We start from the raw sequence: 23,333 nt of genomic DNA, 5'->3' as shown, positions 1-23,333 counted from the left end.
GTTATCCACAGCTTATTCCCCTGACTCAGGGGCTTTATAACGATCAAGGATGATCCATGCCATTGCCTGAATCTGCTTCGGTTCCCCCGGCGGAGCTGGAAGCTCGTCTTCGCTTGCACCGTTTACCGGAGCTCGGCCCCAAACGTTTCATGACCCTGATAAGTGCCTTCGGCTCGGCGTCGAAAGCCATCAGCGCACCGGCCAGCGCATGGCGAGCGCTGGGCTTGCCCGCGACCTGTGCCGAGGCCAGGCGCAACCCTGAGGTACGTGACGGCGCCATCCATGCGATGGCCTGGCTCAAGGCTGCGGCCCAGCATTTACTGATGTGGGACCAACCGGACTACCCGGCCTTGCTGGCGCAGATCAGCGATGCGCCACCGCTGCTGTTCGTCGCCGGCGATACCCAAATCCTGGAAAAACCGCAGCTGGCGATGGTCGGCAGTCGGCGCGCATCGCGACCGGGCATGGACACCGCGGCGGCGTTTTCCCGAAGCCTGGCCGGGGCCGGTTTCGTCATCACCAGCGGCCTGGCCCTGGGCATCGATGCCGCCGCTCATCAAGCGGCACTGGATGTCGGCGGGCAGACCATTGGGGTGTTGGGCACCGGGTTGGAAAATTTTTATCCACAGCGCAATCGTCGACTGGCCGACGCGATGATTGCCCAAGGCAGCGCCGTGGTCTCGGAGTTCCCGCTGGACGCGCCGCCCCACGCCAGCAATTTTCCGCGCCGCAACCGGATCATCAGCGGGCTGTCCCTGGGCGTGCTGGTGGTCGAGGCCAGTGTGGCCAGCGGTTCGCTGATCACCGCACGGCTCGCGGCGGAACAGGGCCGCGAGGTGTACGCCATTCCCGGCTCGATCCATCATCCGGGGGCCCGCGGTTGTCATCAGCTGATCCGCGACGGCGCGGCGCTGGTGGAAACCGTCGAGCACATCCTCGAAGCGCTGCGCGGTTGGCAACGGTTGCCGCTGGCTCCAGAGCCAGTGCCTGTGACACATCCGCTGCTGCGCCTGCTCCATGCCGCGCCGTTGAGCAGCGAAGCGTTGGCCGAGGCCAGTGGCTGGGGCTTGTCCAAAGTGCTCGTGGCGCTGACCGAGCTGGAAATAGAGGGGCGGGCCACGTGCGACAACGGCCGCTGGTTTGCGCGTTAGGTTTGTACGCTAGGTTTTATAGGCAAGATCGGTAAACTGCGCACAGCCTTATTTGCGTTGCGGAGAATCCTTCATGGTCAATAGTTGGCGTGTGCAACAAGCCGCGCGAGAAATTCGCGCCGGGGCGGTGATTGCCTATCCAACCGAAGCGGTCTGGGGCCTGGGCTGCGATCCGTGGAACGAAGAAGCGGTGGAGCGCCTGCTGGCGATCAAGTCGCGACTGCCCGACAAGGGCCTGATCCTGGTGGCCGATAACATCCACCAGTTCGACTTCCTTTTCGAAGACTTCCCCGAGGTATGGATGGACCGCATGGCCAGCACTTGGCCGGGGCCCAATACCTGGCTGGTGCCGCATCAGAACCTGTTGCCGGAATGGATCACCGGGGTGCATGACACCGTAGCGTTGCGGGTCAGCGACCACCCTACCGTGCGTGACCTGTGCTCATTGGTCGGGCCGCTGGTGTCCACCTCGGCCAACCCCCAGGGCCGCCCGGCGGCGCGCACGCGGATTCGCGTCGAGCAGTATTTCCGCGGACAGATCGACCTGGTGCTGGGCGGCAACCTGGGCGGGCGCAAGAACCCCAGCGTGATCCGCGACCTGGCGACCGGGAAAGTGGTGCGGCCGGACTGAGTCACTTGTGGCGAGGGAGCTTGCTCCCGCTGGACTGCGCAGCAGTCCCGATTTTGCGGCCGCTTCGCGACCGAGCGGGAGCAAGCTCCCTCGCCACAAAAGCCCGTTTTTTCAAGGCAACAGAATGGTCGACCCCGTCGTCCGCCGCGCCGACAGTTCAGCCTGGGCCTTGGCCGCTTCTGCCAGTGGATAACGCTGGTTGATGTCCACCGAAAGCTTGCCGCTGGCGATCATCCCGAACAGTTCATCGGCCATGCGTTGCAGGTTTTCGGCATTGTTGGCGTAGGTCGCCAAGGTCGGGCGGGTGACGTACAGCGAGCCCTTGGCGGACAGAATCCCCAGGTTCACCCCATCGACCGCACCCGAGGCATTGCCGAAACTCACCACCAGGCCCCGAGGGGAGACGCAATCCAGGGACGTCAGCCAGGTGTCCTTGCCGACCCCGTCGTACACCACGGGTACTTTTTTACCGTCAGTCAGTTCCAGCACGCGCTGTACGACGTTTTCCTTGCTGTAGTCGATGGTTGCCCAAGCGCCGTGGGCTTGGGCGACGGCGGCTTTTTCCGGCGAGCTGACGGTGCCGATCAGCTTCACGCCCAGGGCCTTGGCCCACTGGCAGGCCAACGAGCCCACACCACCAGCGGCAGCATGGAACAGGATGGTTTCGCCACCCTTGAGTTCATAGGTCTGACGCAACAGGTACTGCACCGTCAGGCCCTTGAGCATCACCCCGGCGGCCTGTTCGAAGCTGATAGCATCGGGCAGGTGCACCAGATTGGCCTCGGGCAACACGTGCACGTCGCTGTAGGCGCCCAGTGGCCCGCTGCCATAAGCCACCCGGTCGCCGACCTTGAACCGCGTGACGTCACTGCCGACGGCCTCGACCACCCCCGCGCCCTCGGCGCCCAGGCTCGACGGCAAGGCCGGCGGCGGATAAAGACCGCTGCGGTAGTAGGTGTCGATGAAATTCAGGCCGATCGCCCGGTTGCTGACGCGCACCTGCTGCGGGCCCGGCTCGGCGGGCTGGTAGTCCACGTACTCAAGCACTTCGGGACCGCCGTGGGAACTGAACTGGATACGTTTGGCCATCTTCACTCTCTCCATGTCGTAGTACTTTTTACCAGACCTGCCATCGGACTCCTAAGCTTGACCTTCGTCAACTGTGGCGCTGACAAGTGCGGTGGTATCCTGTGCGCCCATTTGCCACCGGCCCGCTGTACGCCGCGTAGCGTAGCCCTGATCAAGGTGATGTCATGACCACTCGCACCGAGGCCGTGAAAGCCTACCTGCTCGACCTGCAAGACCGCATCTGCACCGCCCTGGAAGCCGAGGACGGCGGCACGCGCTTCGTTGAAGACGCCTGGACCCGGCCGGCCGGCGGTGGCGGTCGCACGCGGGTGATGGAGAACGGCACGGTGATCGAAAAGGGCGGCGTCAACTTTTCCCACGTCTTCGGCAGCGGCCTGCCACCGTCGGCCAGCGCCCATCGGCCGGAACTGGCCGGGCGCGGCTTCGAGGCCCTCGGCGTGTCGCTGGTGATCCACCCCCATAATCCACATGTGCCGACTTCCCACGCCAACGTGCGGTTTTTCATCGCCGAAAAGGAAGGCGAAGAGCCGGTCTGGTGGTTCGGCGGCGGCTTCGACCTGACGCCCTACTACGGCGTGGAGGAAGACTGCGTGCATTGGCACCGCGTCGCCGAGCAGGCCTGTGCGCCGTTCGGGCCGGACGTCTACCCGCGCTACAAAGCCTGGTGCGACAGCTATTTCCACCTCAAGCACCGCAACGAGCCCCGGGGGATCGGCGGCCTGTTCTTCGATGACCTGAACACGTGGGATTTCGACACCAGCTTCGCCTTCATGCGCGCCATCGGCGATGCCTACATCGACGCCTACCTGCCCATCGTGCGTCGGCGCAAACAGGACCCGTTCACCGCCAAGCAGCGCGAATTCCAGGAGTTCCGCCGTGGTCGCTACGTGGAGTTCAACCTGGTCTACGACCGCGGCACCCTGTTCGGGCTGCAGTCGGGCGGACGCACCGAATCGATCCTCATGTCGCTGCCGCCGCAAGTACGCTGGGGCTACGACTGGAAAGCCGAACCCGGCAGCGAAGAAGCGCGGTTGACCGAGTTCTTCCTGCAGGATCGCGATTGGCTGGCGACGGCCTGAACGAGGGGATGTCCATGGACCGCTACGTTGTAATGGGTAACCCGATCGGCCACAGCAAGTCGCCGCTGATCCACCGCCTGTTCGCCGAACAGACCGCAGAGCGGCTGGACTACACCACCTTGCTCGCGCCTCTGGAGGATTTTGCCGGTTGCGCCCGGGAATTTTTCCGTGAAGGGCGTGGGGCGAATGTCACCGTGCCGTTCAAGGAAGACGCCTTCCGACTCGCCGACCAGTTGACCGAGCGGGCGCAACGGGCCGGGGCGGTCAACACCTTGAGCAAACTGGCCGACGGCCGTCTGCTGGGTGACAACACCGACGGCGCCGGGCTGGTGCGGGACCTGACCGTCAACGCCGGCTTGAGCCTCAAGGGCAAGCGCATCCTGTTGCTGGGGGCTGGCGGCGCGGTGCGCGGCGCCCTGGAACCGTTGCTGGCCGAAGCGCCGGCCTCGGTGATCATCGCTAACCGCACGGTGGAAAAGGCCGAGTTGCTGGCCGAGTTGTTCGCTGACCTGGGCCCGGTCTCGGCCAGTGGTTTCGACTGGCTGCAAGAGCCGGTGGACCTGATCATCAACGCCACTTCCGCAAGCCTGTCAGGCGATGTACCGCCGATTGCCGGAAGTTTGATCGAGCCCGGCAAGACGTTTTGCTACGACATGATGTATGGCAAGGAACCGACTTCCTTTTGCCGCTGGGCCAAGGAACACGGCGCCGCCGTGGCGATGGATGGCCTGGGCATGCTGGCCGAACAGGCCGGCGAGGCGTTCTACCTGTGGCGCGGCGTGCGCCCGGACACCACGCCGGTATTGGCCGAACTGCGCCGTCAGCTGGCACTGTGAACTGTGAACTGTGAACTGTGGCGAGGGAGCTTGCTCCCGCTCGGGCGGTCCGACGCCTCGGGCGAAGCGCCCGCATAACTGACCAAACGGCACTAAAGGTTGGCAGGCCCTCTAGGGCTGCTTCGCAGCCCAGCGGGAGCAAGCTCCCTCGCCACAGGGGCACAGGGTATGCCTGCCTTGAGCCCTAGTCCTCGAAGTGAATCGGGCACTGCTGCGCCCCTTCCAGCTTCAACAACTCCTCCACCACCTGCGGCCGGGCCTTGCGCAAGGTCAGGCTGCGGCCGTGGCTGCGCAGGCGTCGGGCTTCCTGGTGGAGCATTTCCACCCCCGAATAATCGATGAAGTTGATCTGCTGGGCCTCGATCACCACCCGTTGCGCTTGCAGCCGTTGCAGGCGCACTTGCAGGTAATGGCTGGCGCCAAAGAAGATCGAGCCCCACACCCGCAGGACGTCGGCGTCGTCCTCGCGAAAATGCTGCACCCGCGGTTGCGAGGTGCGCTTGAGGTAAAAGAACAGCGAAGCCAGCACGCCGGCATAGATGGCGGTTTGCAGCTCCAGCAGCAGCGTGGCCAGGCAGGTCAGGCCCATGACCATGAACTCGGCGTGGCTCACGCGGTACAACGCCCGCAGGGCACGGTGGTCAACCAGGCCCCAGGCGATCAACAGGATGCTGCCCGCCATGGCCGGAATCGGGATGTGGGCGATGAGCGTGGCCCCGGCCAGCGCAAACAGCGCCACCCACAGCGCCGAGAAGATCCCGGCCAGCGGCGAACAGGCACCGGCTTCATAACTGAGGCCGGAGCGGGTAAAGGAACCGGCCGACAGCGATCCGGAGAAAAATCCGCCAATGACGTTGGAAAGCCCCTGCGCCCGAACCTCCTGGTTCGCATCGAGCAACTGCCCCGAGCGTACCGACAATGAGCGCGCGATGGACAAGCTGGTGACCAACCCGAGCATGCCCACCGCGACGGCGCCGGGCAGCAGGCGCAGGATCAACTCCAGGTCCAACGGCAGCGACGCGAGCGGCGGCAGGCGCCCGGCGAAGGCGCTGACCAACGCCACATGCCCGAACATCGCCGGCCACAACCAGACCACCAGGCTGCTGATGACCAGCGCCATCAACAGGCTCGGCCAGCGCGGCAGCAGCCGTTTGAACACGATCCCCAGTGCCAGCGTCCCCAGGCCCAGCAGCAAGGAAGGTTTATCCACAGCCCCGATGTGACTGACCAACTGCATCAACCCCTTCAATGCCGTGGCTTCGTTCGCCAGGTTAAGCCCCAGCAAATTCGGCAATTGCCCCAGCGCGATGACCACCGCCGCCCCCAAGGTGAAGCCGAGCACCACCGAGTGCGAGACGAAATTCACCAACGCCCCGAACCGCAACACCCCCAACAACCACTGGAAAATCCCCGCCAGCACCGTGAGCAAGAGGATCAGGGTGACGTAGTCCTGGGTGGCGGGCACCGCCAGCGGACTGACGCTGGCGTACAGGACGATGGAGATCGCCGCCGTAGGACCGCAGATCAGGTGCCAGGACGACCCCCACAGGCAGGCAATCAACACCGGCACGATCGCCGCGTACAGGCCGTATTCCGGGGGTAAACCGGCAATCAGCGCGTAGGCAATGGACTGCGGCAACGCGAGAATCGCGCCGCTCAGCCCGACGATGAGATCACGCCCGACACTGGCGCGGGTCTGCCGGGGCAGCCAGCTCAGGAACGGGAAAAGTGAATGGAGGGTGGGGATTGCCATGGGGCCTCATGGGTGGGGTTTGCGGGCAAGGGTAACAGGACAAGGCACCGCGCCCCCTGTGGCGAGGGGATTCAAGTGGGAGCAAAGCTTGCTCGCGAAGCAGGCACCTTAATCTCTCAAAGACCGAGTTGTCCTCATCGCGGGCAAGCCTTGCTCCCACTTGAATCCCCTCGCCACAAGAGTTACTCGCCATACCATGGAGGCTTACAGCTTGGCCTTCACCACCGCCAACGCATCCTGGCCATCGGCCGTCTTCACGCCCTCCAGCCATTTATCCAGCACAGCCGGGTTGGCCTTGATCCAGGCCTTGGCCGCTTCGGCGTTGCTGACCTTGTTGTTCACCACGTTCGCCATGATGCTGTTTTCCATGTCCTGGGTGAAACTCAGGTTGGTCAAGAACTTGCCCACGTTCGGGCAGGCCTGTGCATAACCTTTGCGCGTGAGGGTATAGACGCTGCCGGTGTCGCCGAAGTATTTCTCCCCGCCCTTGAGGTAGTGCATTTTGAGCTGCACGTTCATCGGGTGCGGCGTCCAGCCGAGGAAGGTCACGAACTTCTGCTTTTTCACCGCCCGGGAGACTTCCGCCAACATCGCCTGTTCGCTGGACTCCACCAGCTTCCACTCACCCATGTTGAAGTCATTCTTGCTGATGATTTCTTTCAGGGAGAGGTTGGCCGGGGCGCCGGAGCCGATGCCATAGATCTTCTTGTCGAACTTGTCGGCGAATTTGTTCAGGTCCGCAAAGTTATGCACACCCGCGTCCCAGACATAGTCCGGCACGGCCAGGGTGAACTCGGTGCCATCGAGGTTCTTGGCCAGTTGCGTGACGTCGCCGCTGGCCACGAATTTGTCGTAGAACCCCTGCTGCGCCGGCATCCAGTTGCCCAGGAACACATCGACCTGGCCATCCTTGAGGCCGCCAAAGGTGATCGGCACCGCCAGGGTATCGACCTTGGCCTTGTAGCCCATGCCTTCGAGCACGAAGCTGGTGATGGCGTTCGTCGCCGCAATGTCGCTCCAGCCCGGGTCGGCCATCTTCACGGTGTCGCAACTTTGCTCGGCCCAGGCCGAGACACTGCTCAACGCCAACAGCCCAGCGGTCAGTACTGTGGATAACTTTTGCATGTGCGTCCCCTTACGTCATTGGTTTTGGCAGGGTTGTGGATAACGAGCCTTGCGCTCCAGATCATCCAGGTCGATGTGGTTGCGCATGTATTGCTGACTGGCATCCACCCACGGCTGGTGATCCCAGCTCTTGAGTTTGCCCAGGGTCAGCGCCTGGGCCACGAAACGCCGCCGTCGCTGGCTGGCGAGTACTTGTCGATGAAGCGTGGGAATGTCCCACTTGGCGCGGGCTTGCGCGAGAAAATCGGCGAACAGCTGCTGATGTTCCGGGGATTGACTGAGATCCTCGGTTTCCGTCGGGTCGTTGTGCACGTCGAACAGCAGGCACGGGTCGTCTTCGCTGTAGATGAATTTCCAGGGACCGCGCCGGATCATCATCAACGGGCTGACGGTGCCTTCGGCCATGTATTCGCCAAAAACCTCGTCATGCCCGCCCTGCCCTTGCAGGTGCGGCACCAGCGAGCGGCCATCCAGCGGCAGCCCCGGCTCCAGCGCGCCGCCGGCCAATTCCACCAGGGTCGGCAACAGGTCGGCGGTGGACACCGAGGCGCTGACCCGACCGCTGGCGAACTGACCCGGCGCGCTGATCAGCAGCGGGACGCGAGCGGCCATTTCGAACCAGTGCATTTTGTACCAGAGCCCTTTTTCGCCGAGCATGTCCCCATGATCGCCGGAAAAGATGATGATCGTGTCGTCCATCAAGCCGGTGTCTTCCAGGGTTTGCAGCAGCTTGCCGACGTTGCTGTCGATGTAACTGCACGCGCCGAAGTAGGCACGGCGGGCGTCGCGAATCTTATCCACAGGCAGCGGCTTGTCCCACAGGTCATACACCTTCAGCAGCCGTTGGGAATGCGGGTCGAGTTCCGTTTGCGCCGGGGTGTGCGGCAACGGGATGTCATCGTCGTCGTACAGGTCCCAGAAGGCCTTGGGGATCGTGTACGGGTCGTGTGGGTGGGTCATGGAAACGGTCAGGCAAAACGGCTGGTCGCCGTCTTCGCGGATGTGGTCGAACAGGTACTGCTGGGCCTTGAACACCACTTCCTCGTCAAAATCCAGTTGGTTGGTGCGCACGCAAGGCCCCGCCTGCAACACCGACGACATGTTGTGGTACCAGCTGGGCCGCACGTCCGGTTCGTCCCAGTTCACCGCCCAGCCGTAGTCGGCCGGGTAGATGTCGCTGGTCAGGCGTTCTTCGTACCCGTGCAGTTGGTCCGGCCCGCAAAAATGCATCTTGCCGGACAACGCCGTGCGGTAACCGAGGCGACGCAGGTAGTGAGCATAGGTCGGAACGTCTGCTGGGAAATCCGCCGCGTTGTCGTAGGCGCCGATCTTGCTGGGCAACTGGCCGCTCACCAGGGTAAAGCGTGACGGTGCACACAACGGGCTGTTGCAATAAGCCGAGTCGAACACCACGCCCTCGGCGGCCAGGCGCGAGAGATTGGGCAGCTTGATCGGCGACGGACCGTAGATCGGCAACATTGGCGCGGCCATTTGATCGGCCATGATGAAAAGAATGTTCTTGCGCTTCATGTAATCGCGGCATTCCATAGTGGGCAGTTATGCGAGATTGCTGCAATCGAGCATGTGGCCCACAGGTGTTGGGGTAAAGCCCACGCAGGATAATGACTAGGATAAGCACAGCTTATGTATGACGCCCTCGGTGACCTGTCCCTGGATCTGTTCCGCGCCTTCGAGGCCGCCGCTCGCCATCGAAGCTTCACGGCCGCGGCGATTGAACTGGGCACCACCCAACCGGCCATTAGCCAGCAAATCAAGCGCTTGGAAGAACAGCTGGGCACGCGGCTGTTCGATCGCATCTACCGCGGCATCGAACTGACCGAAGTGGGCTCGATCCTGTTCGAGCAAGTCCAGGCCGGTTTGCAGAGCATCGATGCAGGACTCGGCGCGATCACCGCGCAGCATCAGCATGAAGTGCTGCAAGTCGCCACGGATTTCGCCTTCGCCGCCTATTGGCTGATGCCGCGCCTGCATCGCTTCCACGCCGCCAACCCGCAGATAGACGTGAGCCTGGTGACCGGCGAGCGCAACCACGCGATGCTCCGTACAGATATCGACGTAGCCATCCTGTTCGGCGACGGTCGTTTCAAACAAGGCGAAAGTCACTGGTTGTTCAGCGAAGAAGTCTTTCCGGTGTGCAGCCCCTTGCTGCTCAAGGAACGCTCGCTGCCCCTGCCCGCCCAGGTGTTGTCAGAGCTGCCGTTGCTGCACCTGCGCGCGGAAAACAGCAGCAGTTGGTTCGACTGGAGCGGCGTGTTCCGCGAATTGGGCATCACCTCGCCGCCCGCTCCCGGGCAATTGCGTTTCGACAACTACACCTTGCTCATCCAGGCCGCCATTGGCGGCCAGGGAGTCGCCATCGGCTGGCGTCACCTTGTGGATAACTTATTGGCGCAGGGGCTGCTGTGCCGCCCCATTGCCGAAACGGTGCTGTCGCGGCTGGGTTATTACGTGGTCCTGCCCCAACGCAAACGGCGCGGGGCATTGATCCGGCAGTTCGTCGACTGGCTGACGGAAGAACAAGCCAACAGCGCCGACACCCTCACCGGCCTGCCGCTGCCGTCCATTGCTGTTTGATGTGGCGAACCTTCCACTAGACAGTGTGGCGAGGGAGCTTGCTCCCGCTCGGGCGCAGCGCCCGCAAAGAAAGGGGCCGCTCCGCGCCCCAGCGGGAGCAAGCTCCCTCGCCACGGCGCTGGCCCCGGCAACGCTTTGCTTGACCCGCTCCGGGTCGAACAAGTCACCGGTCTTGGTGCGCAGGCCCGGGCGGGGCGCCAGCGCGGTAAGGTCATCGAGAATGGCGATGACTTCATGTTGGCGGCGCAGCATTTCAGCCATCAACGCACCACCGAGGCTGCTCATGGCACCATAGAGCACCACTTTGATGGCCGGGGTTTCGGCATTCTTCATGGCTGTGTTTCCTTTCTTTGCGCGTGTACAGCTCTGACCCGCAGGAAACGAAGAGGGTTCGGCCGCTTTGACAGGGAGTGACAAATGCAACGAATCAAGGGTTATCACGCCCATGTGTATTTCGACGCCAGCACCTTGGATCAGGCGCGGGCGCTGTGCGAAGAGGCGGCGAAACTGTTTCCACTGACCATGGGCCGCGTCCACCAACGCCCGGTCGGCCCGCACCCGGACTGGAGCTGCCAGCTGGCATTCGATCCGCAGTACATCGGCGTGGTCTTGCCGTGGCTGGCACTCAATCGCAAGGGCCTGGTGGTCTTCCTGCACCCGAACACCGGCGATGACCTGGCCGATCACACTGACCATGCGATCTGGATGGGGGCGGTGCGGCCGTTGGATCTTTCGGCGTTCTGATTTATCGGTGGAACACGGATTTGCGGGAGCCCGATTTCTGTGGGAGCAAAGCTTGCTCGCGATAGCGGTGGGCCTGTCACTGCGATGCTGAATGTACCAGCCCAATCGCGAGCAAGCTTTGCTCCCACAGGTTGGACTGGCTCCTTTAGTCAGTTTTGCGCCCACCGATACGCTTGTTCCTACAGAAAATTCTATTGTCCGCAACGAAAGCTGGCTGAAAGCTTGCCCGATTAGGATCGCCCCACTACCGGCAAAAGACCGGTGGCCAGAAAACGGATTTCTACTCGTTTGGCCCTTTTAACAACAACAATGGTGATCCTGATGTCCGCTACTACCTGTCCCGTCGCGCCAACTCCATTCGTCCGTCCCGAGCCCTGCATCCTGCGCTGACCCTTTCGGTTCGCCCTTGCCCGCCGCGCCACGCCTGGAGTATTTCCCATGCTGACTTTCCTTGGCTTTGCCATGGTCATCACGTTCATGTTCCTGATCATGACCAAGCGCCTGTCCGCGCTGATTGCCCTGATCATCATTCCTATTCTGTTTGCCCTGTTCGGCGGTTTTGCGCCGAAGATCGGGCCCATGATGCTCGAAGGCATCACCAAGCTCGCCCCGACCGGGGTGATGCTGATGTTCGCGATTCTCTACTTTGCCCTGATGATCGACTCCGGCCTGTTCGACCCGGCCGTGCGCAAGATCCTCAAGCTGGTCAAGGGTGACCCGCTGAAAGTTTCGGTCGGTACCGCCGTCCTGGCGCTCGTCGTTTCCCTCGATGGTGACGGCGCGACCACTTACATGATCTGCGTGGCCGCGATGCTGCCGCTCTACAGCCGCATCGGCATGAGCCCACGGATCATGGCCGGCCTGATCATCCTCGCCGGTGGCGTGATGAACATGACCCCGTGGGGTGGCCCGACCGCCCGTGCGGCCAGTGCGCTGCACGTGGACCCGTCCGACATCTTCGTGCCGATGATTCCGGCGATGGCCGCCGGTGTGGTGGCGATCCTGATCATTGCCTACTTCTACGGCAAGCGTGAACGTGCGCGTCTGGGTGAGCTGCACCTGATCGGCGACGAGATCGACCACAGCGAAATCAGCGTTTCGCAGTTCCCCGATGCGCGCCGGCCGAAACTGATCTGGTTCAACGGCCTGTTGACCCTGGTCTTGATGGGCACGCTGATCGCTGGCCTGCTGCCGCTGCCCGTGCTGTTCATGGTGGCGTTCAGCATCGCGATGATCGTCAACTACCCTTGCCTGCAACAGCAGAAGGATCGCGTTTCGGCCCACGCCGGCAGTGTGTTGTCGGTGGTCAGTCTGATTTTCGCCGCCGGTATCTTTACAGGTATCCTGTCCGGCACCGGCATGGTCGATGCCATGTCGAAAAGCCTGCTGGCGGTGATCCCTGATTTCCTCGGCCCTTACCTGGCCGTGATTACAGCGCTGGTGAGCATGCCGTTCACGTTCTTCATGTCGAACGACGCGTTTTACTATGGCGTGTTGCCAGTGCTCTCCGAAGCGGCCAGCCACTACGGCATCACCGCGGTGGAAATGGCCCGCGCTTCGATCGTCGGCCAACCGGTCCACCTGCTCAGTCCGCTGGTGCCATCGACCTACCTGCTGGTGGCGCTGGCCGGGATCGAATTCGGTGATCACCAGCGCTTCACCTTGAAGTGGGCAGTGCTGGTCTGCCTGTGCATACTGGTCGCGGCATTGCTGTTGGGGACTTTTCCGCTGTTCAGCACTCTGTAACCATAACGGCATCAAACAACCACGCCGCCAGCTCACCGCTGGCGTCTTGGTTTAACACTCGTTCAAAGGAACTCACATGGAATGGCTGACCAACCCGGAAATCTGGGTTGCCTTCTTCACCCTGACCGCCCTGGAAATCGTCCTGGGCATCGATAACATCATCATGATCTCGATCCTGGTCAGCCGCATGCCCAAGCACATGCAGGCGCGCACCCGGATCTTCGGCCTGGCCCTGGCCATGGTCACGCGGATCATGCTGCTGCTGTCGATCACCTGGGTCATGCGCCTGACCGCCGACCTGTTCGAAGTGCTCGGCCAAGGTATCTCCGGTCGCGACCTGATCCTGTTCTTCGGTGGCCTGTTCCTGCTGTGGAAAAGCTCCCAGGAGATGTACCACGCGCTGGAAGGCGAAGACGAAAGCAACGACGAGCCTTCGGGCAAGGGCGGCAACTTCCTCTACACCATCATCCAGATCGCGATCATCGACATCGTGTTCTCCCTGGACTCGGTCATCACTGCGGTCGGCATGGTCTCCCATGTACCGGTGATGGTCGCCGCGATCATCGTGGCGGTGCTGGTGATGATGCTGGCTTCGGGCACCATCAGTGAGTTCATCGACAAGCACCCGTCGCTGAAGATGCTGGCGCTGTCGTTCCTGCTGGTGGTCGGCACCGTGCTGATCGCCGAGGCGTTCGACGTGCACGTGCCAAAAGGCTACGTCTACTTCGCCATGGCGTTCTCGCTGGCGGTGGAAGCCATCAATATCAAGATGCGCACCGCCATTGCGCGCAAGCGCAAGCAGCAGGATCCGGTGAAACTGCGCAAGGATGTCCCGGGGCAGTGATGACACCCAGGCAATGAACGAAGGGGCTCTTGGAGCCCCTTTTTCATGTCTGCCGGAAAAGTGACCTGATGAAAACCCGCTCCCACATAGGGTGTTGTGGTGGTTCTGCGAATTTGTTCATGACAGATTTATTTCAAAGCATTCTTTAGCTGTGCAATGCTGGCGCTCGAAGCGTTCGCCAACTACAGCTTAAGTACAACAAAGAACCATGTGGCATCGTCAATTTGTCCCTTTGGGGCGTTAACAGGGGGCTTGTCATGCTGACCCTGCTCAATTTGCTCTCCGCCGTGACCCTGCTGATCTGGGGCACGCACATCGTCCGTACCGGCATCTTGCGGGTCTACGGTTCCAACCTGCGCCATGTCATCGGCCAGAACATGGCCCGGCGCTGGCTGGCGTTCCTGGCCGGCATCATGGTCACGGCCATGGTCCAGAGCAGCAACGCCACGGCCATGCTCGTCACGTCCTTCGTCGGCCAAGGCCTGATGGCATTGACCCCGGCCTTGGCGACCATGCTCGGCGCCGACGTCGGGACCGCGCTGATGGCGCGGGTGCTGACCCTCGACCTGTCCTGGCTGTCGCCGTTGCTGATTTTTCTCGGGGTGATTTTTTTCCTGTCGCGCAAACAGACCCGCGTAGGGCAAATGGGTCGGGTCGGCATCGGCCTGGGCCTGATCATCCTGGCGCTGCAACTGATCGTCGAGGCCGCCACCCCCATCACCCATGCCCAGGGCGTGAAGGTGATCTTTGCCTCGCTGACCGGCGATATCCTGCTCGACGCCTTGGTCGGCGCTCTGTTTGCGATGATCTCCTATTCCAGCCTGGCCGCCGTGCTGCTGACCGCGACACTGGCCGGCGCGGCGGTGATCAGCCTGCCGGTGGCCATCGGCCTGGTGATCGGCGCCAACATCGGCAGCGGTGTGCTGGCATTCCTCAGCACCAGCATGCAGAACGCCGCCGGGCGGCGAGTCGCCCTGGGCAGCCTGTTGTACAAGCTGATCGGCTTGTTGCTGATCATCCCGGTGCTCGATCCGCTGGTGCACTGGCTCGACAGCCTGGATTTCAGCGCCCAGGAGACCGTCATCGGTTTCCACCTGCTCTACAACACCGTGCGCTGCTTGGTGCTGCTGCCCAGCGTCGCGCCCATGGCCAGGCTGTGCAATTGGCTGCTGCCGGAGCGGCCGGAAACCAATGGCACGATCAAGCCCCGTCACCTGGACCCCACCGCGTTGGCTACCCCAAGCCTGGCGTTGGCCAACGCGGCCCGGGAAACCTTGCGGATCGGCGACCTGATCGAAAACATGCTCGAAGCCCTGCCAGACGTCCTGCGTGGCCAACAGACGGCGCTCACCCAGGACGTGCGACGCATGAGCGATGACGTCGAAGCCCTGTGCAGCACCATCAAGTTGTACATGGCGCAAATGCCCCGCGAGGACCTCAGCGAGCAGGACAGCCGCCGCTGGGCGGAAATCATCGAGCTGGCGATCAACCTGAAGCTGGCCAGCGACCTCATCGAACGCATGTTGCGCAAGATCCAGCAGCAGAAAACCGCCCAGGGCCGATCCTTCTCCGACGTCGGCGTGGAGGAGCTGGCGGGGCTGCACAGTCACCTGATCGCCAACCTGCGGCTGGGGTTGTCGGTGTTCTTGAGTGCGGACCGGGAGAGCGCACGGCACTTGCTGCGTGAGAAACGTCGCTTTCGGGCGCAGGAAAGACGCATGGCCCACGCCCATGTCAGCCGCCTGCACCGCAAGATCGTACAAAGCCTGGAGACCAGTTCCCTGCACCTGGAGCTAATCGCCGACATGCGCCGCCTGAATTCGCTGTTCTGCGGCAGCGCCTACGTGGTGTTGGAAACGGCCGAGATTGGCGCGCTGGCGGCCGATGAAATTTCCGACATCACTCATTCGCCTTGAACAACTGGCCCATTGATCAGTCAGTAACAGTGGCTTGGGCGTGAAGCCGCTCACGAACCCTGCCTGCTCCCACGGTCATGAGTACTACGTAGACCCGATGTGGGAGCGTGCCCGTTCCGGGCGGCGATCCGACGATGATGGCCAGCCCGGCGCCATGGACCTGCACTCAAGCTGCCAGGAAGCCCTTATGCGTTGTCTGTTGTTCGTCTGTCTCTTGCTCGGCGCACTGCCGGCGGTTGCCCTGGATCGCTTCCAGGTCGAAGGCTATACGCTGCCCAACGGTATGCAATTACTGCTCAAGCCCGGCAGCGAACGCGGCCATGTGGCGATTCGGCTGGTGGTCGGCGTGGGCCTGGATGACTTCCGTTGCGCCGACAAGGAACTGCCGCACCTGCTTGAGCACCTGTTGTTCAGTGGCGTCGACGACAGCGGCGAAGGTGGCCTGGAGGAACGCATGCAGTCGCTGGGCGGCGAGTGGAACGCCTTCACCAGCGACGCCGATACCACGTTCGTCATCGAGGCGCCGGCGAGCAACCAGCGCAAGGTCCTGGACATGCTGCTGGCGTTGCTGACGCGCACGCGCATCGACGAAAAGGCCCTGGCGGCCGCCAAGCAGGTGGTGGAACGCGAGGACGGTGGCCATTACACCCACCTGCAACGCTGGCTCGACCGGCAAGACCTGAGCCACAAGGCCAGCAACCAACTGGCCGTGGAACTGGGCCTGCGCTGCACGGAGCGGGCCGAGGTCGAACGCCTGAGCCTCGCCCGGATCGAACAGGTGCGCAAAGCCTGGTACGCGCCGAACAACATGACCCTGATCGTGGTCGGCGACCTCGATCGCCTGTTGCCTGCCTATCTGGAACGCAGCTTCGGCGCGCTCAAGCCGGTAGAGCCCAGCCCCCACCCGCCACTGCCACAGATCCGCTACAGCGCGGTGACCAAGCGCAACCTGATCCGCGGCCTGGTCGGCAATAGCGCCAAGCTGCATTGGCTGTTCCCCGAGCCCGTGCTGGAACAGCAGCACGATGAAACCTTCGACCTGCTCAAGGACTATCTGGACTGGGCGCTTTATCGCCAGCTGCGCCTAGCTCGCAGCCTGTCCTACGGGCCATGGACGGAGCGAGAAGTGTTCGGCGGCGTAGGCTTTTTCAGCCTGAACGCAGACCTGGCCCGCGAAGACCTGCCGCAGGCCGAGCAGGCGCTCGAAGCGTTGCGCAAAAGCCTGCTCAAGGATGGCCTGGACCCCGCCAGTTTCATGCGCATCAAGCGCGCAGCGATCGCGCACCAAACATGGGCGGTTCAAGGCAACAGCGCCCTGGCCGATTACTACTGGGGCGCCCTGGGCGATTATGAAGACGGCCGCTTCGCCAACCCGGCCGCACGCTTGCAGGCCGTCAGCCTGGAACAGGCCAACCTGGCCCTGCGCGAACTGCTCAAGGACCCGGGCTACCTGCGCATCGAGAAACCGCTGTTCAGTGATGATCAACTGGTCTGGGCATCGGCGGGCCTGGTGGGGTTGCTGCTGGTGGGGTTGGTGGTGTGGCAGGTGCGACGCCGGGCTCGACCGCTTGAGGAATAGGCGTGCAGCGGTATTGCCCGCTCTGTGGGAGCAAAGCTTGCTCGCGATAGCGGTGGGTCTGCTGGCACTGAGGTCGGCTGTGCTGCCGTCATCGCGAGCAAGCTTTGCTCCCACAGTCAGCACCCTCGCCACAAGAATGCTCGTCATGTCGATGCCCTGACGATACTCTGTCGGGGATATTTCCTACGACTTACTGTGAACACGCCCAATGCAAAGCCTGACTCTCCTCATCCAGCGCCTCCTTGAATTGATGAAGCGCTACCCAGGGGTCATTGCACTCGGTGGTTTCATCTCCGGGGTCGGCAGTTTCATGCTGGTGGACCGCCAGCAAGGCCTGGCGACCTGGATCGCGGTCATGATGCTGGTGAGTTGGCTCTGGCTGATGGTGGAGAACAGCATGACCCGGCTGTTCGCGCGGATTTTCAAACGGGAAATCCCCCAGCCGCTGCTGCGTTACGCCACGCAGATGATCCACCAGGAAAGCCTGTTCTTCGTCCTGCCGTTCTTCTTTATCACCACCACCTGGAACAGCAGCCAGCTGATCTTCACCGGCCTGCTCGGGGCGGCGGCGCTGATCTCGATCACCGACCCGCTGTACTACAAATGGCTGGCACCGCGGCGCTGGGCATTCCTGGCGTTGCATACCCTGACGCTGTTCGCCGCCCTGCTCACCGCGTTGCCGGTGATCCTGCACCTGACCACCGACCAGAGCTTCAAGCTGGCGCTGGGCATTGCCATGCTGCTGTCGTTCCCCAGCCTGGCCTCGATCTTCCCGATCCGCACCGTGCGCAACGCCTTGGCGATCTCGTGCATCACCTTGGGCATTGGCGCCACCGGTTGGGTGCTGCGCTCCTGGGTGCCGCCAGCGACGCTGTGGATGACCGAAGTGGCGATCAGCACCCAGGTGGAAGACCGCACGCCGAGCGACAGCCTCAAAGAGGTCAGTGCCGCCCAGATCCGTGGCAATGGCCTGTACGCCTACACCGCCATCAACGCGCCGCGCGGCCTCGACGAGCGGATTTATCACGTCTGGCAGTTCAACGGCAAAGAAGTCGACCGCATCGCCCTGGACATCCATGGCGGGCGCAAGGAAGGCTATCGTGCCTGGACCCACAAGCAGAACTTCCCGGACGATCCGACCGGCAAATGGCAGGTGCGGGTGTTGACGGAAAATGGCCAGATGATCGGCGTGCTGCGCTTTACCGTGAGCGCCGCAGCCGCAGCAAAATGATCGCGGTCGTGGTATTACGTAGCGCTGTTCAAGCCGAACGAGCACGGAGCTTATGACCCCTGCCCCCCACACTGGCAGCGCCCGCCTGGATACGTCTGGTTCTCCGGCACAGCTGTGGGTCAGCGGCGACTGGACGCTGGCCCATTACGCCCAGCTCAAGCGCCTGAGCGAGTCGCTGCGCGGCCAGTACGACGAACACACCCGGATCGACCTCAATGGCCTCGGTGCCCTCGACACCGCCGGCGCCTCGTTGCTGGTGGAACTGCTGGGCTCGGAACGACTGGGCAAGACCGCCGAACACCCCGATTGCAGCTTGCCGGCCGCCGAGCGCGCGTTGTTGCAGACGGTCTATCGCTCGCTGACAGACTTCTGCGTACCGGAAAAAGAGCCGGATGTCAGCGTCGTCACCCAACTGCTGACCCGCATCGGGCTGACCGTGGAGAAGGTCTGGCAGGACCTGATGCAACTGCTCGGTTTTGTTGGCCTGATTCTCCAGACCCTGGCGTGCAACCTGTTGCGTCCGTGGCGCTGGCGCATGACGCCGATGGTCGTTCACATCGAGCAGACCGGCCTGGACGCGGCGCCCATCGTCGCCTTGCTGACGTTCCTGGTGGGCGCGGTGGTGGCGTTCCTCGGGGCGACGGTCCTGGCCGATTTCGGCGCCAGCATCTTTACCGTGGACCTGGTGGCGTTCTCGTTCCTGCGGGAGTTTGGTGTGCTGTTGACGGCCATTCTCATGGCGGGACGCACCGCCAGCGCGTTTACCGCGCAGATCGGCTCGATGAAGGCCAACGAAGAAATCGACGCGATCCGCACCCTGGGTCTCGATCCCGTCGAGTTGCTGGTGGTGCCACGGGTGCTGGCGCTGCTGGTCGCCCTGCCGATGCTGACCTTCCTGGCCATGCTCTCGGGCATCATTGGCGGCGGTGTCGTGTGCGCCCTGGCGCTGGGCATTTCGCCGGCCATGTTCCTGACGCTGTTGCAGTCGGACATCGGCGTGCAGCATTTCCTCGTGGGGATGGTCAAGGCGCCGGTCTTCGCCTTCCTGATCGCCGCCGTGGGCTGCCTGGAGGGCTTCAAGGTCAGCGGCAGCGCCGAGTCGGTCGGGGCCCACACCACGTCCAGCGTGGTGCAGTCGATTTTCGTGGTGATCGTGCTCGATGCCGTGGCCGCGCTGTTCTTCATGGAGATGAACTGGTGAGCCGATCCTTGCGGCCGTCCACCGAGGCGGTGATCCAGGTGCGCGGGCTGTGCAACCGCTTTGGCCGCCAGAGCGTGCATGAAAACCTCGACCTGGACCTGTACAAAGGCGAGATCCTCGCCGTGGTCGGTGGCTCCGGCAGTGGCAAGTCGGTGCTGTTGCGCAGCATCGTCGGCCTGAACCGGTCCAGCGAGGGCGAGGTGCGGGTGTTCGGCGAGGACTTGCCGAGCCTGTCCCAGGAACGCCGCTCGCGGGTGGAACGACGCCTGGGTGTGCTGTTCCAGAAAGGCGCCCTGTTCTCTTCCCTGACCGTGACCGAAAACGTCGCCCTGCCGCTGATCGAACACGCCGGCCTCAGCCGGGCCGACGCCGAGCACCTGGCAGCGGTGAAGCTGGCCTTGGCTGGCTTGCCGTTATCGGCGGCGGACAAATACCCGGCGTCGTTGTCCGGCGGCATGATCAAGCGTGCAGCCCTGGCCCGTGCGCTGGCCCTGGACCCGGACATCCTGTTTCTCGACGAACCCACCGCCGGCCTCGACCCCATCGGCGCGGCGGCGTTCGACCAGTTGATCCTGACCCTGCGCGATGCCCTGGGCTTGAGCGTGTTCCTGGTCACCCACGACCTGGACACCCTCTACACCATCACCGACCGGGTGGCGGTGCTGGCCCAGAAAAAAGTGCTGGTGGCCGATGTCATCGACAAGGTGTCGGAAACCGACGACGCCTGGATTCATGAGTACTTTCATGGCCCTCGCGGCCGCGCGGCGCTGTCGGCCGCTACACAGTCCAACGAGGTTTGACATGGAAACCCGAGCCCATCATGTGCTGATCGGCCTGTTCACCGTCATCGTGGTCGCCAGCGCCCTGCTGTTTGGCCTATGGCTGGCAAAATCCAGCGTGGACAGCGAGTTCAAGTATTACGAAGTGGTCTTCAACGAGGCGGTCAGTGGCTTGTCCCGGGGCAGCTCGGTGGAGTACAGCGGCATCAAGGTCGGCGACGTGGTCAATCTGCGCCTGGACCCGAACGACCCGCGCCGGGTGCTGGCCCATGTGCGCTTGAGCGCCGAAACGCCGGTCAAGCAGGACACCCAGGCCAAGCTGGCCCTGACCGGCATCACCGGCACCTCGATCATCCAGCTCAGTGGCGGCACGCCCCAGAGCCCGGCGCTGAAGGGGCATGACGGCGAACCGCCGATGATCATCGCCGCGCCCTCGCCCATCGCCCGCCTGCTTAACAACAGCGATGACCTGATGACCAGCATCAATCTGCTGTTGCACAACGCCAATGAAGTGTTTTCCTCGGACAACGTCCAGCGCCTGGGCCAGACCCTCGAACACCTGGAACAAACCACCGGGGTCGTGGCCGAGCAGCGCGGCGACATCCGCCAGGCCATGCAGCAGCTGGCGTCCATCAGCAAGCAGGCCAGCGCCACCCTGGAGCAGACCACCGCGTTGATGCGCAACGCCAATGGCCTGCTGGACGACCAAGGCAAAGAGGTCATGGGCAACGCCGGGCAGGCCATACAATCGCTGGCCCGCAGTGCGGCCACCTTCGACAGCCTGCTGAACGACAACCGCGACGCCGTGAACAACGGCATGCAGGGGCTCAATGCCCTGGCGCCTGCGGTGCGTGAACTGCGCGAAACCCTGAGTGCCTTGCGCGGTATTTCCCGGCGCCTGGACGCCAACCCCAGTGGCTACCTGCTGGGCAACGACAAGGACAAGGAGTTCACGCCATGAAGCCGTTCAATCGACTCGTCCACCCGGGCCTGGCGCTGGCAGGATTGATCCTGGTGAGCGGCTGCTCGATCCTGCCCCAGAGCGAACCGGCGGACGTCTACCGCTTGCCCGCCACCCCGGCGCCTGCGGTCTCGGATACGCCGGTCAACTGGTCGTTGCGCCTGGTCAGCCCCCAGGCCAGCGAGGTGCTCAACAGTCCGAAAATCGCGGTCATCCCCCAAGGCAACCTGCTGCGCAGCTACACCGCCTCGCGCTGGAGCGACCCGGCCCCGGTGTTGTTGCGCAACCGCCTGCTCGATGGCTTCGCCCAGGACGGACGCCTCAAGCTATTGAGCGTCGCCGACAGCAACCTGCAAGCGGACCTGGAGTTGGGCGGACAATTGCAGGCCTTCCAGACGGAATACCAGGGGACAGCGGCCAGTGTGGTGATTCGCCTGGACGCGCTGCTGGTGCGCGGGTTCGACCAGCGCATCCTTGCCAGTCGACGTTTTGAAGTGCGCCAGCCGTTGAGCGACGTGAAGGTACCGGCGGTGGTGGACGGCTTTGGCCGCGCCGGTGACCGGCTGACGGCCGACGTGGTGGCCTGGACAGTGGAGCAAGGCCAGCGTTTCGCAACGCCGGCTCAGCCCTGAATCGGCCGGACCGCGGCTCAGGTCAAGCGAAGAACCAGTAGCAGACGCCGATCGCCGACAACACCCCGGCCAGCTCGGCCAGCAGCGCACAGCCCACCGCGTGGCGGGCCCGCTGGATGCCCACGGCGCCGAAATAGACCGCCAGCACGTAGAAGGTGGTTTCGGTGCTGCCCTGGATGGTCGCCGCCACCAGGGCCGGGAAGCTGTCCACGCCGGAAGTCTTCATGGTTTCGATCAGCATCGCCCGTGCCGCGCTGCCGGAGAACGGCTTGACCATGGCGGTCGGCAAGGCATCGACAAAACGGGTGTCCAGGCCGGCCCACTGGACCAAGTGCCGGATGCCGTCCAGGCCGAAATCCAGCGCGCCCGAAGCCCGCAGCACACCGACGGCGCAGAGCATTGCCACAAGGTACGGCAGCAGGTTCTTGGCCACGTCGAAGCCTTCTTTCGCGCCTTCGACGAAGGCCTCGTAGACCTTGACCTTGCGCAGGGCGCCCACCACCAGGAACAGGATGATCAGGCCGAACAGCGTGAGGTTGCCGAGGATCGACGACAGGCTCGCCAGCGCCGTGGCCGAGAGCGTCGCCAACAGCGCCATGAAGCCGCCCAATGCCAGCGCCCCGGGAATCAGGTAGGCCAGTACCACCGGGTCCCACAGCCGCAAGCGCTGCATAAAGGCCACCGACAGCAGCCCCGTCACGGTCGAGCCAGTGGTGGCGATCAGGATCGGCAGGAACACCAGGGTCGGGTCCGGCGCGCCTTGTTGGGCGCGGTACATGAAGATCGTCACCGGCAGCAGCGTCAGCGACGAGGCATTGAGCACCAGGAACAGGATCTGCGCATTGCTGGCAATGGTCGCGCTGGGATTGAGGTCTTGCAGGGCGCGCATGGCCTTCAGGCCAATGGGCGTGGCGGCGTTATCCAGCCCGAGGCCGTTGGCGGCAAAGTTGAGGGTGATCAGGCCGATGGCCGGATGACCGGGCGGCACTTCCGGCATCAACCGTGAAAACAACGGGCCCAGGGCCTTGGCCAGCCAGTCGACGATGCCGGCCTTCTCGGCGATGCGCAGGAACCCCAGCCAGAGGGTCAAGGTGCCGAACAGCAGGACCATCACCTCCACCGACAACTTGGCCATGGCGAAAATGCTTTCCACCATCGCGGCGAAGATCCCGGCATTGCCGCCAACCAGCCATTGCGCCAGCGCCGACACGGCCGCGACGATAAAGAAGCCAAGCCACAGGCCATTGAGCATCAGTGAATTTCCCCCGGAAGATGCCGGGAATGATAGCGGGGCTGGCAGAAACGACAAACCCCGGATTGCTCCGGGGTTTGGTGGTATCGCTGCTGGATGTTCCGCCGCCATCGCGAGCGGGCTCGCTCCCACAGTGGATTTGTGTCGTTCACATATCGTGTGGGAGCAAAGCTTGCTCGCGATAGCGTC

20 protein-coding genes and 1 pseudogene are annotated in these 23,333 nt (G+C 63.2%); 15 read left to right on the top strand and 6 right to left on the bottom strand.

Going from position 1 to position 23,333, the window contains the following annotated elements:
- Nucleotides 1-56 precede the first annotated feature (56 nt).
- Nucleotides 57-1,151 (top strand): DNA-processing protein DprA, encoded by a 1,095-nt coding sequence (dprA, locus tag ACODSJ_RS00880; protein WP_489099926.1) that lies wholly within the window; start codon nucleotides 57-59, stop codon nucleotides 1,149-1,151.
- 73 nt (nucleotides 1,152-1,224) lie between these two features.
- The gene (gene tsaC, locus ACODSJ_RS00875) at nucleotides 1,225-1,782 is read left to right on the top strand and encodes an L-threonylcarbamoyladenylate synthase type 1 TsaC (RefSeq protein WP_489099925.1); all 558 of its coding nucleotides are present in this window, start codon (nucleotides 1,225-1,227) and stop codon (nucleotides 1,780-1,782) included.
- A gap of 111 nt (nucleotides 1,783-1,893) precedes the next feature.
- On the opposite strand, the gene ACODSJ_RS00870 is transcribed toward tsaC, so the two are convergent.
- On the bottom strand, nucleotides 1,894-2,871 hold the full coding sequence (locus tag ACODSJ_RS00870; RefSeq protein ID WP_489099924.1) for an NADPH:quinone reductase: 978 nt from the start codon (nucleotides 2,869-2,871) through the stop codon (nucleotides 1,894-1,896).
- A gap of 164 nt (nucleotides 2,872-3,035) precedes the next feature.
- On the opposite strand from ACODSJ_RS00870, the gene hemF reads away from it, so the two are divergent.
- Together hemF and aroE are read left to right on the top strand one after the other, a co-directional pair.
- Nucleotides 3,036-3,950, top strand: a complete 915-nt coding sequence (gene hemF / locus ACODSJ_RS00865) for an oxygen-dependent coproporphyrinogen oxidase (RefSeq protein ID WP_489099923.1) — start codon at nucleotides 3,036-3,038, stop codon at nucleotides 3,948-3,950.
- Between the two features lie 14 nt (nucleotides 3,951-3,964).
- Nucleotides 3,965-4,786, top strand: coding sequence for a shikimate dehydrogenase (aroE, locus tag ACODSJ_RS00860; protein ID WP_489099922.1), 822 nt, complete (start codon nucleotides 3,965-3,967; stop codon nucleotides 4,784-4,786).
- Between the two features lie 184 nt (nucleotides 4,787-4,970).
- On the opposite strand, the gene ACODSJ_RS00855 is transcribed toward aroE, so the two are convergent.
- The 3 genes from ACODSJ_RS00855 to betC form a co-directional block, all read right to left on the bottom strand.
- On the bottom strand, nucleotides 4,971-6,539 hold the full coding sequence (locus ACODSJ_RS00855; RefSeq protein ID WP_489099921.1) for a SulP family inorganic anion transporter: 1,569 nt from the start codon (nucleotides 6,537-6,539) through the stop codon (nucleotides 4,971-4,973).
- Nucleotides 6,540-6,743: 204 nt separating this feature from the next.
- On the bottom strand, nucleotides 6,744-7,664 hold the full coding sequence (choX, locus tag ACODSJ_RS00850) for a choline ABC transporter substrate-binding protein (protein WP_489099920.1): 921 nt from the start codon (nucleotides 7,662-7,664) through the stop codon (nucleotides 6,744-6,746).
- 15 nt (nucleotides 7,665-7,679) lie between these two features.
- The gene (gene betC / locus ACODSJ_RS00845) at nucleotides 7,680-9,194 is read right to left on the bottom strand and encodes a choline-sulfatase (RefSeq protein WP_489099919.1); all 1,515 of its coding nucleotides are present in this window, start codon (nucleotides 9,192-9,194) and stop codon (nucleotides 7,680-7,682) included.
- Between the two features lie 114 nt (nucleotides 9,195-9,308).
- Between betC and ACODSJ_RS00840 the strand changes: the two genes are divergently transcribed.
- On the top strand, nucleotides 9,309-10,259 hold the full coding sequence (locus ACODSJ_RS00840) for a choline sulfate utilization transcriptional regulator (protein ID WP_489099918.1): 951 nt from the start codon (nucleotides 9,309-9,311) through the stop codon (nucleotides 10,257-10,259).
- Between the two features lie 111 nt (nucleotides 10,260-10,370).
- On the opposite strand, the pseudogene ACODSJ_RS00835 reads toward ACODSJ_RS00840, so the two are convergent.
- Nucleotides 10,371-10,592 (bottom strand): annotated as a pseudogene (locus tag ACODSJ_RS00835) (NADH-flavin reductase); the annotation flags it as partial.
- 84 nt (nucleotides 10,593-10,676) lie between these two features.
- On the opposite strand from ACODSJ_RS00835, the gene ACODSJ_RS00830 reads away from it, so the two are divergent.
- The 10 genes from ACODSJ_RS00830 (at nucleotide 10,677) to ACODSJ_RS00785 (ending at nucleotide 21,892) form a co-directional block, all read left to right on the top strand.
- A complete protein-coding gene (locus tag ACODSJ_RS00830) occupies nucleotides 10,677-11,003 on the top strand; it encodes a DOPA 4,5-dioxygenase family protein (RefSeq protein ID WP_489099917.1) in 327 nt (108 codons plus the stop codon).
- A 438-nt stretch (nucleotides 11,004-11,441) separates the two neighbouring features.
- Entirely contained in the window at nucleotides 11,442-12,749 is a 1,308-nt protein-coding gene (locus ACODSJ_RS00825; RefSeq protein ID WP_489099916.1) for a CitMHS family transporter, read from the top strand.
- A 76-nt stretch (nucleotides 12,750-12,825) separates the two neighbouring features.
- Entirely contained in the window at nucleotides 12,826-13,593 is a 768-nt protein-coding gene (locus ACODSJ_RS00820) for a TerC family protein (protein WP_489099915.1), read from the top strand.
- 257 nt (nucleotides 13,594-13,850) lie between these two features.
- Nucleotides 13,851-15,509, top strand: coding sequence for a Na/Pi cotransporter family protein (locus tag ACODSJ_RS00815; protein ID WP_489099914.1), 1,659 nt, complete (start codon nucleotides 13,851-13,853; stop codon nucleotides 15,507-15,509).
- Nucleotides 15,510-15,696: 187 nt separating this feature from the next.
- Nucleotides 15,697-17,088, top strand: a complete 1,392-nt coding sequence (locus tag ACODSJ_RS00810; RefSeq protein ID WP_489100002.1) for a M16 family metallopeptidase — start codon at nucleotides 15,697-15,699, stop codon at nucleotides 17,086-17,088.
- Nucleotides 17,089-17,296: 208 nt separating this feature from the next.
- Entirely contained in the window at nucleotides 17,297-18,319 is a 1,023-nt protein-coding gene (locus ACODSJ_RS00805) for a DUF5924 family protein (RefSeq protein WP_489099913.1), read from the top strand.
- Nucleotides 18,320-18,371: 52 nt separating this feature from the next.
- A complete protein-coding gene (locus ACODSJ_RS00800) occupies nucleotides 18,372-19,520 on the top strand; it encodes an ABC transporter permease (protein WP_489099912.1) in 1,149 nt (382 codons plus the stop codon).
- Complete coding sequence (locus ACODSJ_RS00795; protein ID WP_489099911.1) at nucleotides 19,517-20,320, top strand: ABC transporter ATP-binding protein; 804 nt, start codon at nucleotides 19,517-19,519, stop codon at nucleotides 20,318-20,320. The genes ACODSJ_RS00800 and ACODSJ_RS00795 overlap by 4 nt, the downstream gene beginning before the upstream one ends.
- Before the next feature lies 1 nt (nucleotide 20,321).
- Nucleotides 20,322-21,260, top strand: coding sequence for an MlaD family protein (locus ACODSJ_RS00790; RefSeq protein ID WP_489099910.1), 939 nt, complete (start codon nucleotides 20,322-20,324; stop codon nucleotides 21,258-21,260).
- Complete coding sequence (locus tag ACODSJ_RS00785; protein WP_489099909.1) at nucleotides 21,257-21,892, top strand: ABC-type transport auxiliary lipoprotein family protein; 636 nt, start codon at nucleotides 21,257-21,259, stop codon at nucleotides 21,890-21,892. Before ACODSJ_RS00790 ends, ACODSJ_RS00785 begins: the two co-directional genes overlap by 4 nt.
- A gap of 22 nt (nucleotides 21,893-21,914) precedes the next feature.
- Here the strand turns inward: ACODSJ_RS00785 and ACODSJ_RS00780 are convergent, their stop codons facing one another.
- Nucleotides 21,915-23,144, bottom strand: coding sequence for a nucleoside recognition domain-containing protein (locus tag ACODSJ_RS00780; protein ID WP_489099908.1), 1,230 nt, complete (start codon nucleotides 23,142-23,144; stop codon nucleotides 21,915-21,917).
- Between the last annotated feature and the right edge of the window lie 189 nt (nucleotides 23,145-23,333).

Source organism: Pseudomonas sp. FG6 (assembly GCF_057809015.1).
The sequence above is the reverse complement of the archived record's forward strand: the minus strand, read 5'-3'. Positions and strand labels throughout refer to the sequence as shown.

Excerpts from the sequence above, each read along its gene's own strand:
- ACODSJ_RS00810 (WP_489100002.1), top strand. The coding sequence starts at position 15,697 with ATGCGTTGTCTGTTGTTCGTCTGTCTCTTGCTCGGCGCACTGCCGGCG.
- ACODSJ_RS00825 (WP_489099916.1), top strand. The coding sequence starts at position 11,442 with ATGCTGACTTTCCTTGGCTTTGCCATGGTCATCACGTTCATGTTCCTG.
- hemF (WP_489099923.1), top strand. The coding sequence starts at position 3,036 with ATGACCACTCGCACCGAGGCCGTGAAAGCCTACCTGCTCGACCTGCAA.
- ACODSJ_RS00815 (WP_489099914.1), top strand. The coding sequence starts at position 13,851 with ATGCTGACCCTGCTCAATTTGCTCTCCGCCGTGACCCTGCTGATCTGG.
- ACODSJ_RS00790 (WP_489099910.1), top strand. The coding sequence starts at position 20,322 with ATGGAAACCCGAGCCCATCATGTGCTGATCGGCCTGTTCACCGTCATC.
- ACODSJ_RS00785 (WP_489099909.1), top strand. The coding sequence starts at position 21,257 with ATGAAGCCGTTCAATCGACTCGTCCACCCGGGCCTGGCGCTGGCAGGA.
- dprA (WP_489099926.1), top strand. The coding sequence starts at position 57 with ATGCCATTGCCTGAATCTGCTTCGGTTCCCCCGGCGGAGCTGGAAGCT.
- choX (WP_489099920.1), bottom strand. The coding sequence starts at position 7,664 with ATGCAAAAGTTATCCACAGTACTGACCGCTGGGCTGTTGGCGTTGAGC.
- ACODSJ_RS00855 (WP_489099921.1), bottom strand. The coding sequence starts at position 6,539 with ATGGCAATCCCCACCCTCCATTCACTTTTCCCGTTCCTGAGCTGGCTG.
- ACODSJ_RS00800 (WP_489099912.1), top strand. The coding sequence starts at position 18,372 with ATGACCCCTGCCCCCCACACTGGCAGCGCCCGCCTGGATACGTCTGGT.
- tsaC (WP_489099925.1), top strand. The coding sequence starts at position 1,225 with ATGGTCAATAGTTGGCGTGTGCAACAAGCCGCGCGAGAAATTCGCGCC.
- aroE (WP_489099922.1), top strand. The coding sequence starts at position 3,965 with ATGGACCGCTACGTTGTAATGGGTAACCCGATCGGCCACAGCAAGTCG.
- betC (WP_489099919.1), bottom strand. The coding sequence starts at position 9,194 with ATGAAGCGCAAGAACATTCTTTTCATCATGGCCGATCAAATGGCCGCG.
- ACODSJ_RS00840 (WP_489099918.1), top strand. The coding sequence starts at position 9,309 with ATGTATGACGCCCTCGGTGACCTGTCCCTGGATCTGTTCCGCGCCTTC.
- ACODSJ_RS00870 (WP_489099924.1), bottom strand. The coding sequence starts at position 2,871 with ATGGCCAAACGTATCCAGTTCAGTTCCCACGGCGGTCCCGAAGTGCTT.
- ACODSJ_RS00805 (WP_489099913.1), top strand. The coding sequence starts at position 17,297 with ATGCAAAGCCTGACTCTCCTCATCCAGCGCCTCCTTGAATTGATGAAG.
- ACODSJ_RS00820 (WP_489099915.1), top strand. The coding sequence starts at position 12,826 with ATGGAATGGCTGACCAACCCGGAAATCTGGGTTGCCTTCTTCACCCTG.
- ACODSJ_RS00780 (WP_489099908.1), bottom strand. The coding sequence starts at position 23,144 with ATGCTCAATGGCCTGTGGCTTGGCTTCTTTATCGTCGCGGCCGTGTCG.
- ACODSJ_RS00830 (WP_489099917.1), top strand. The coding sequence starts at position 10,677 with ATGCAACGAATCAAGGGTTATCACGCCCATGTGTATTTCGACGCCAGC.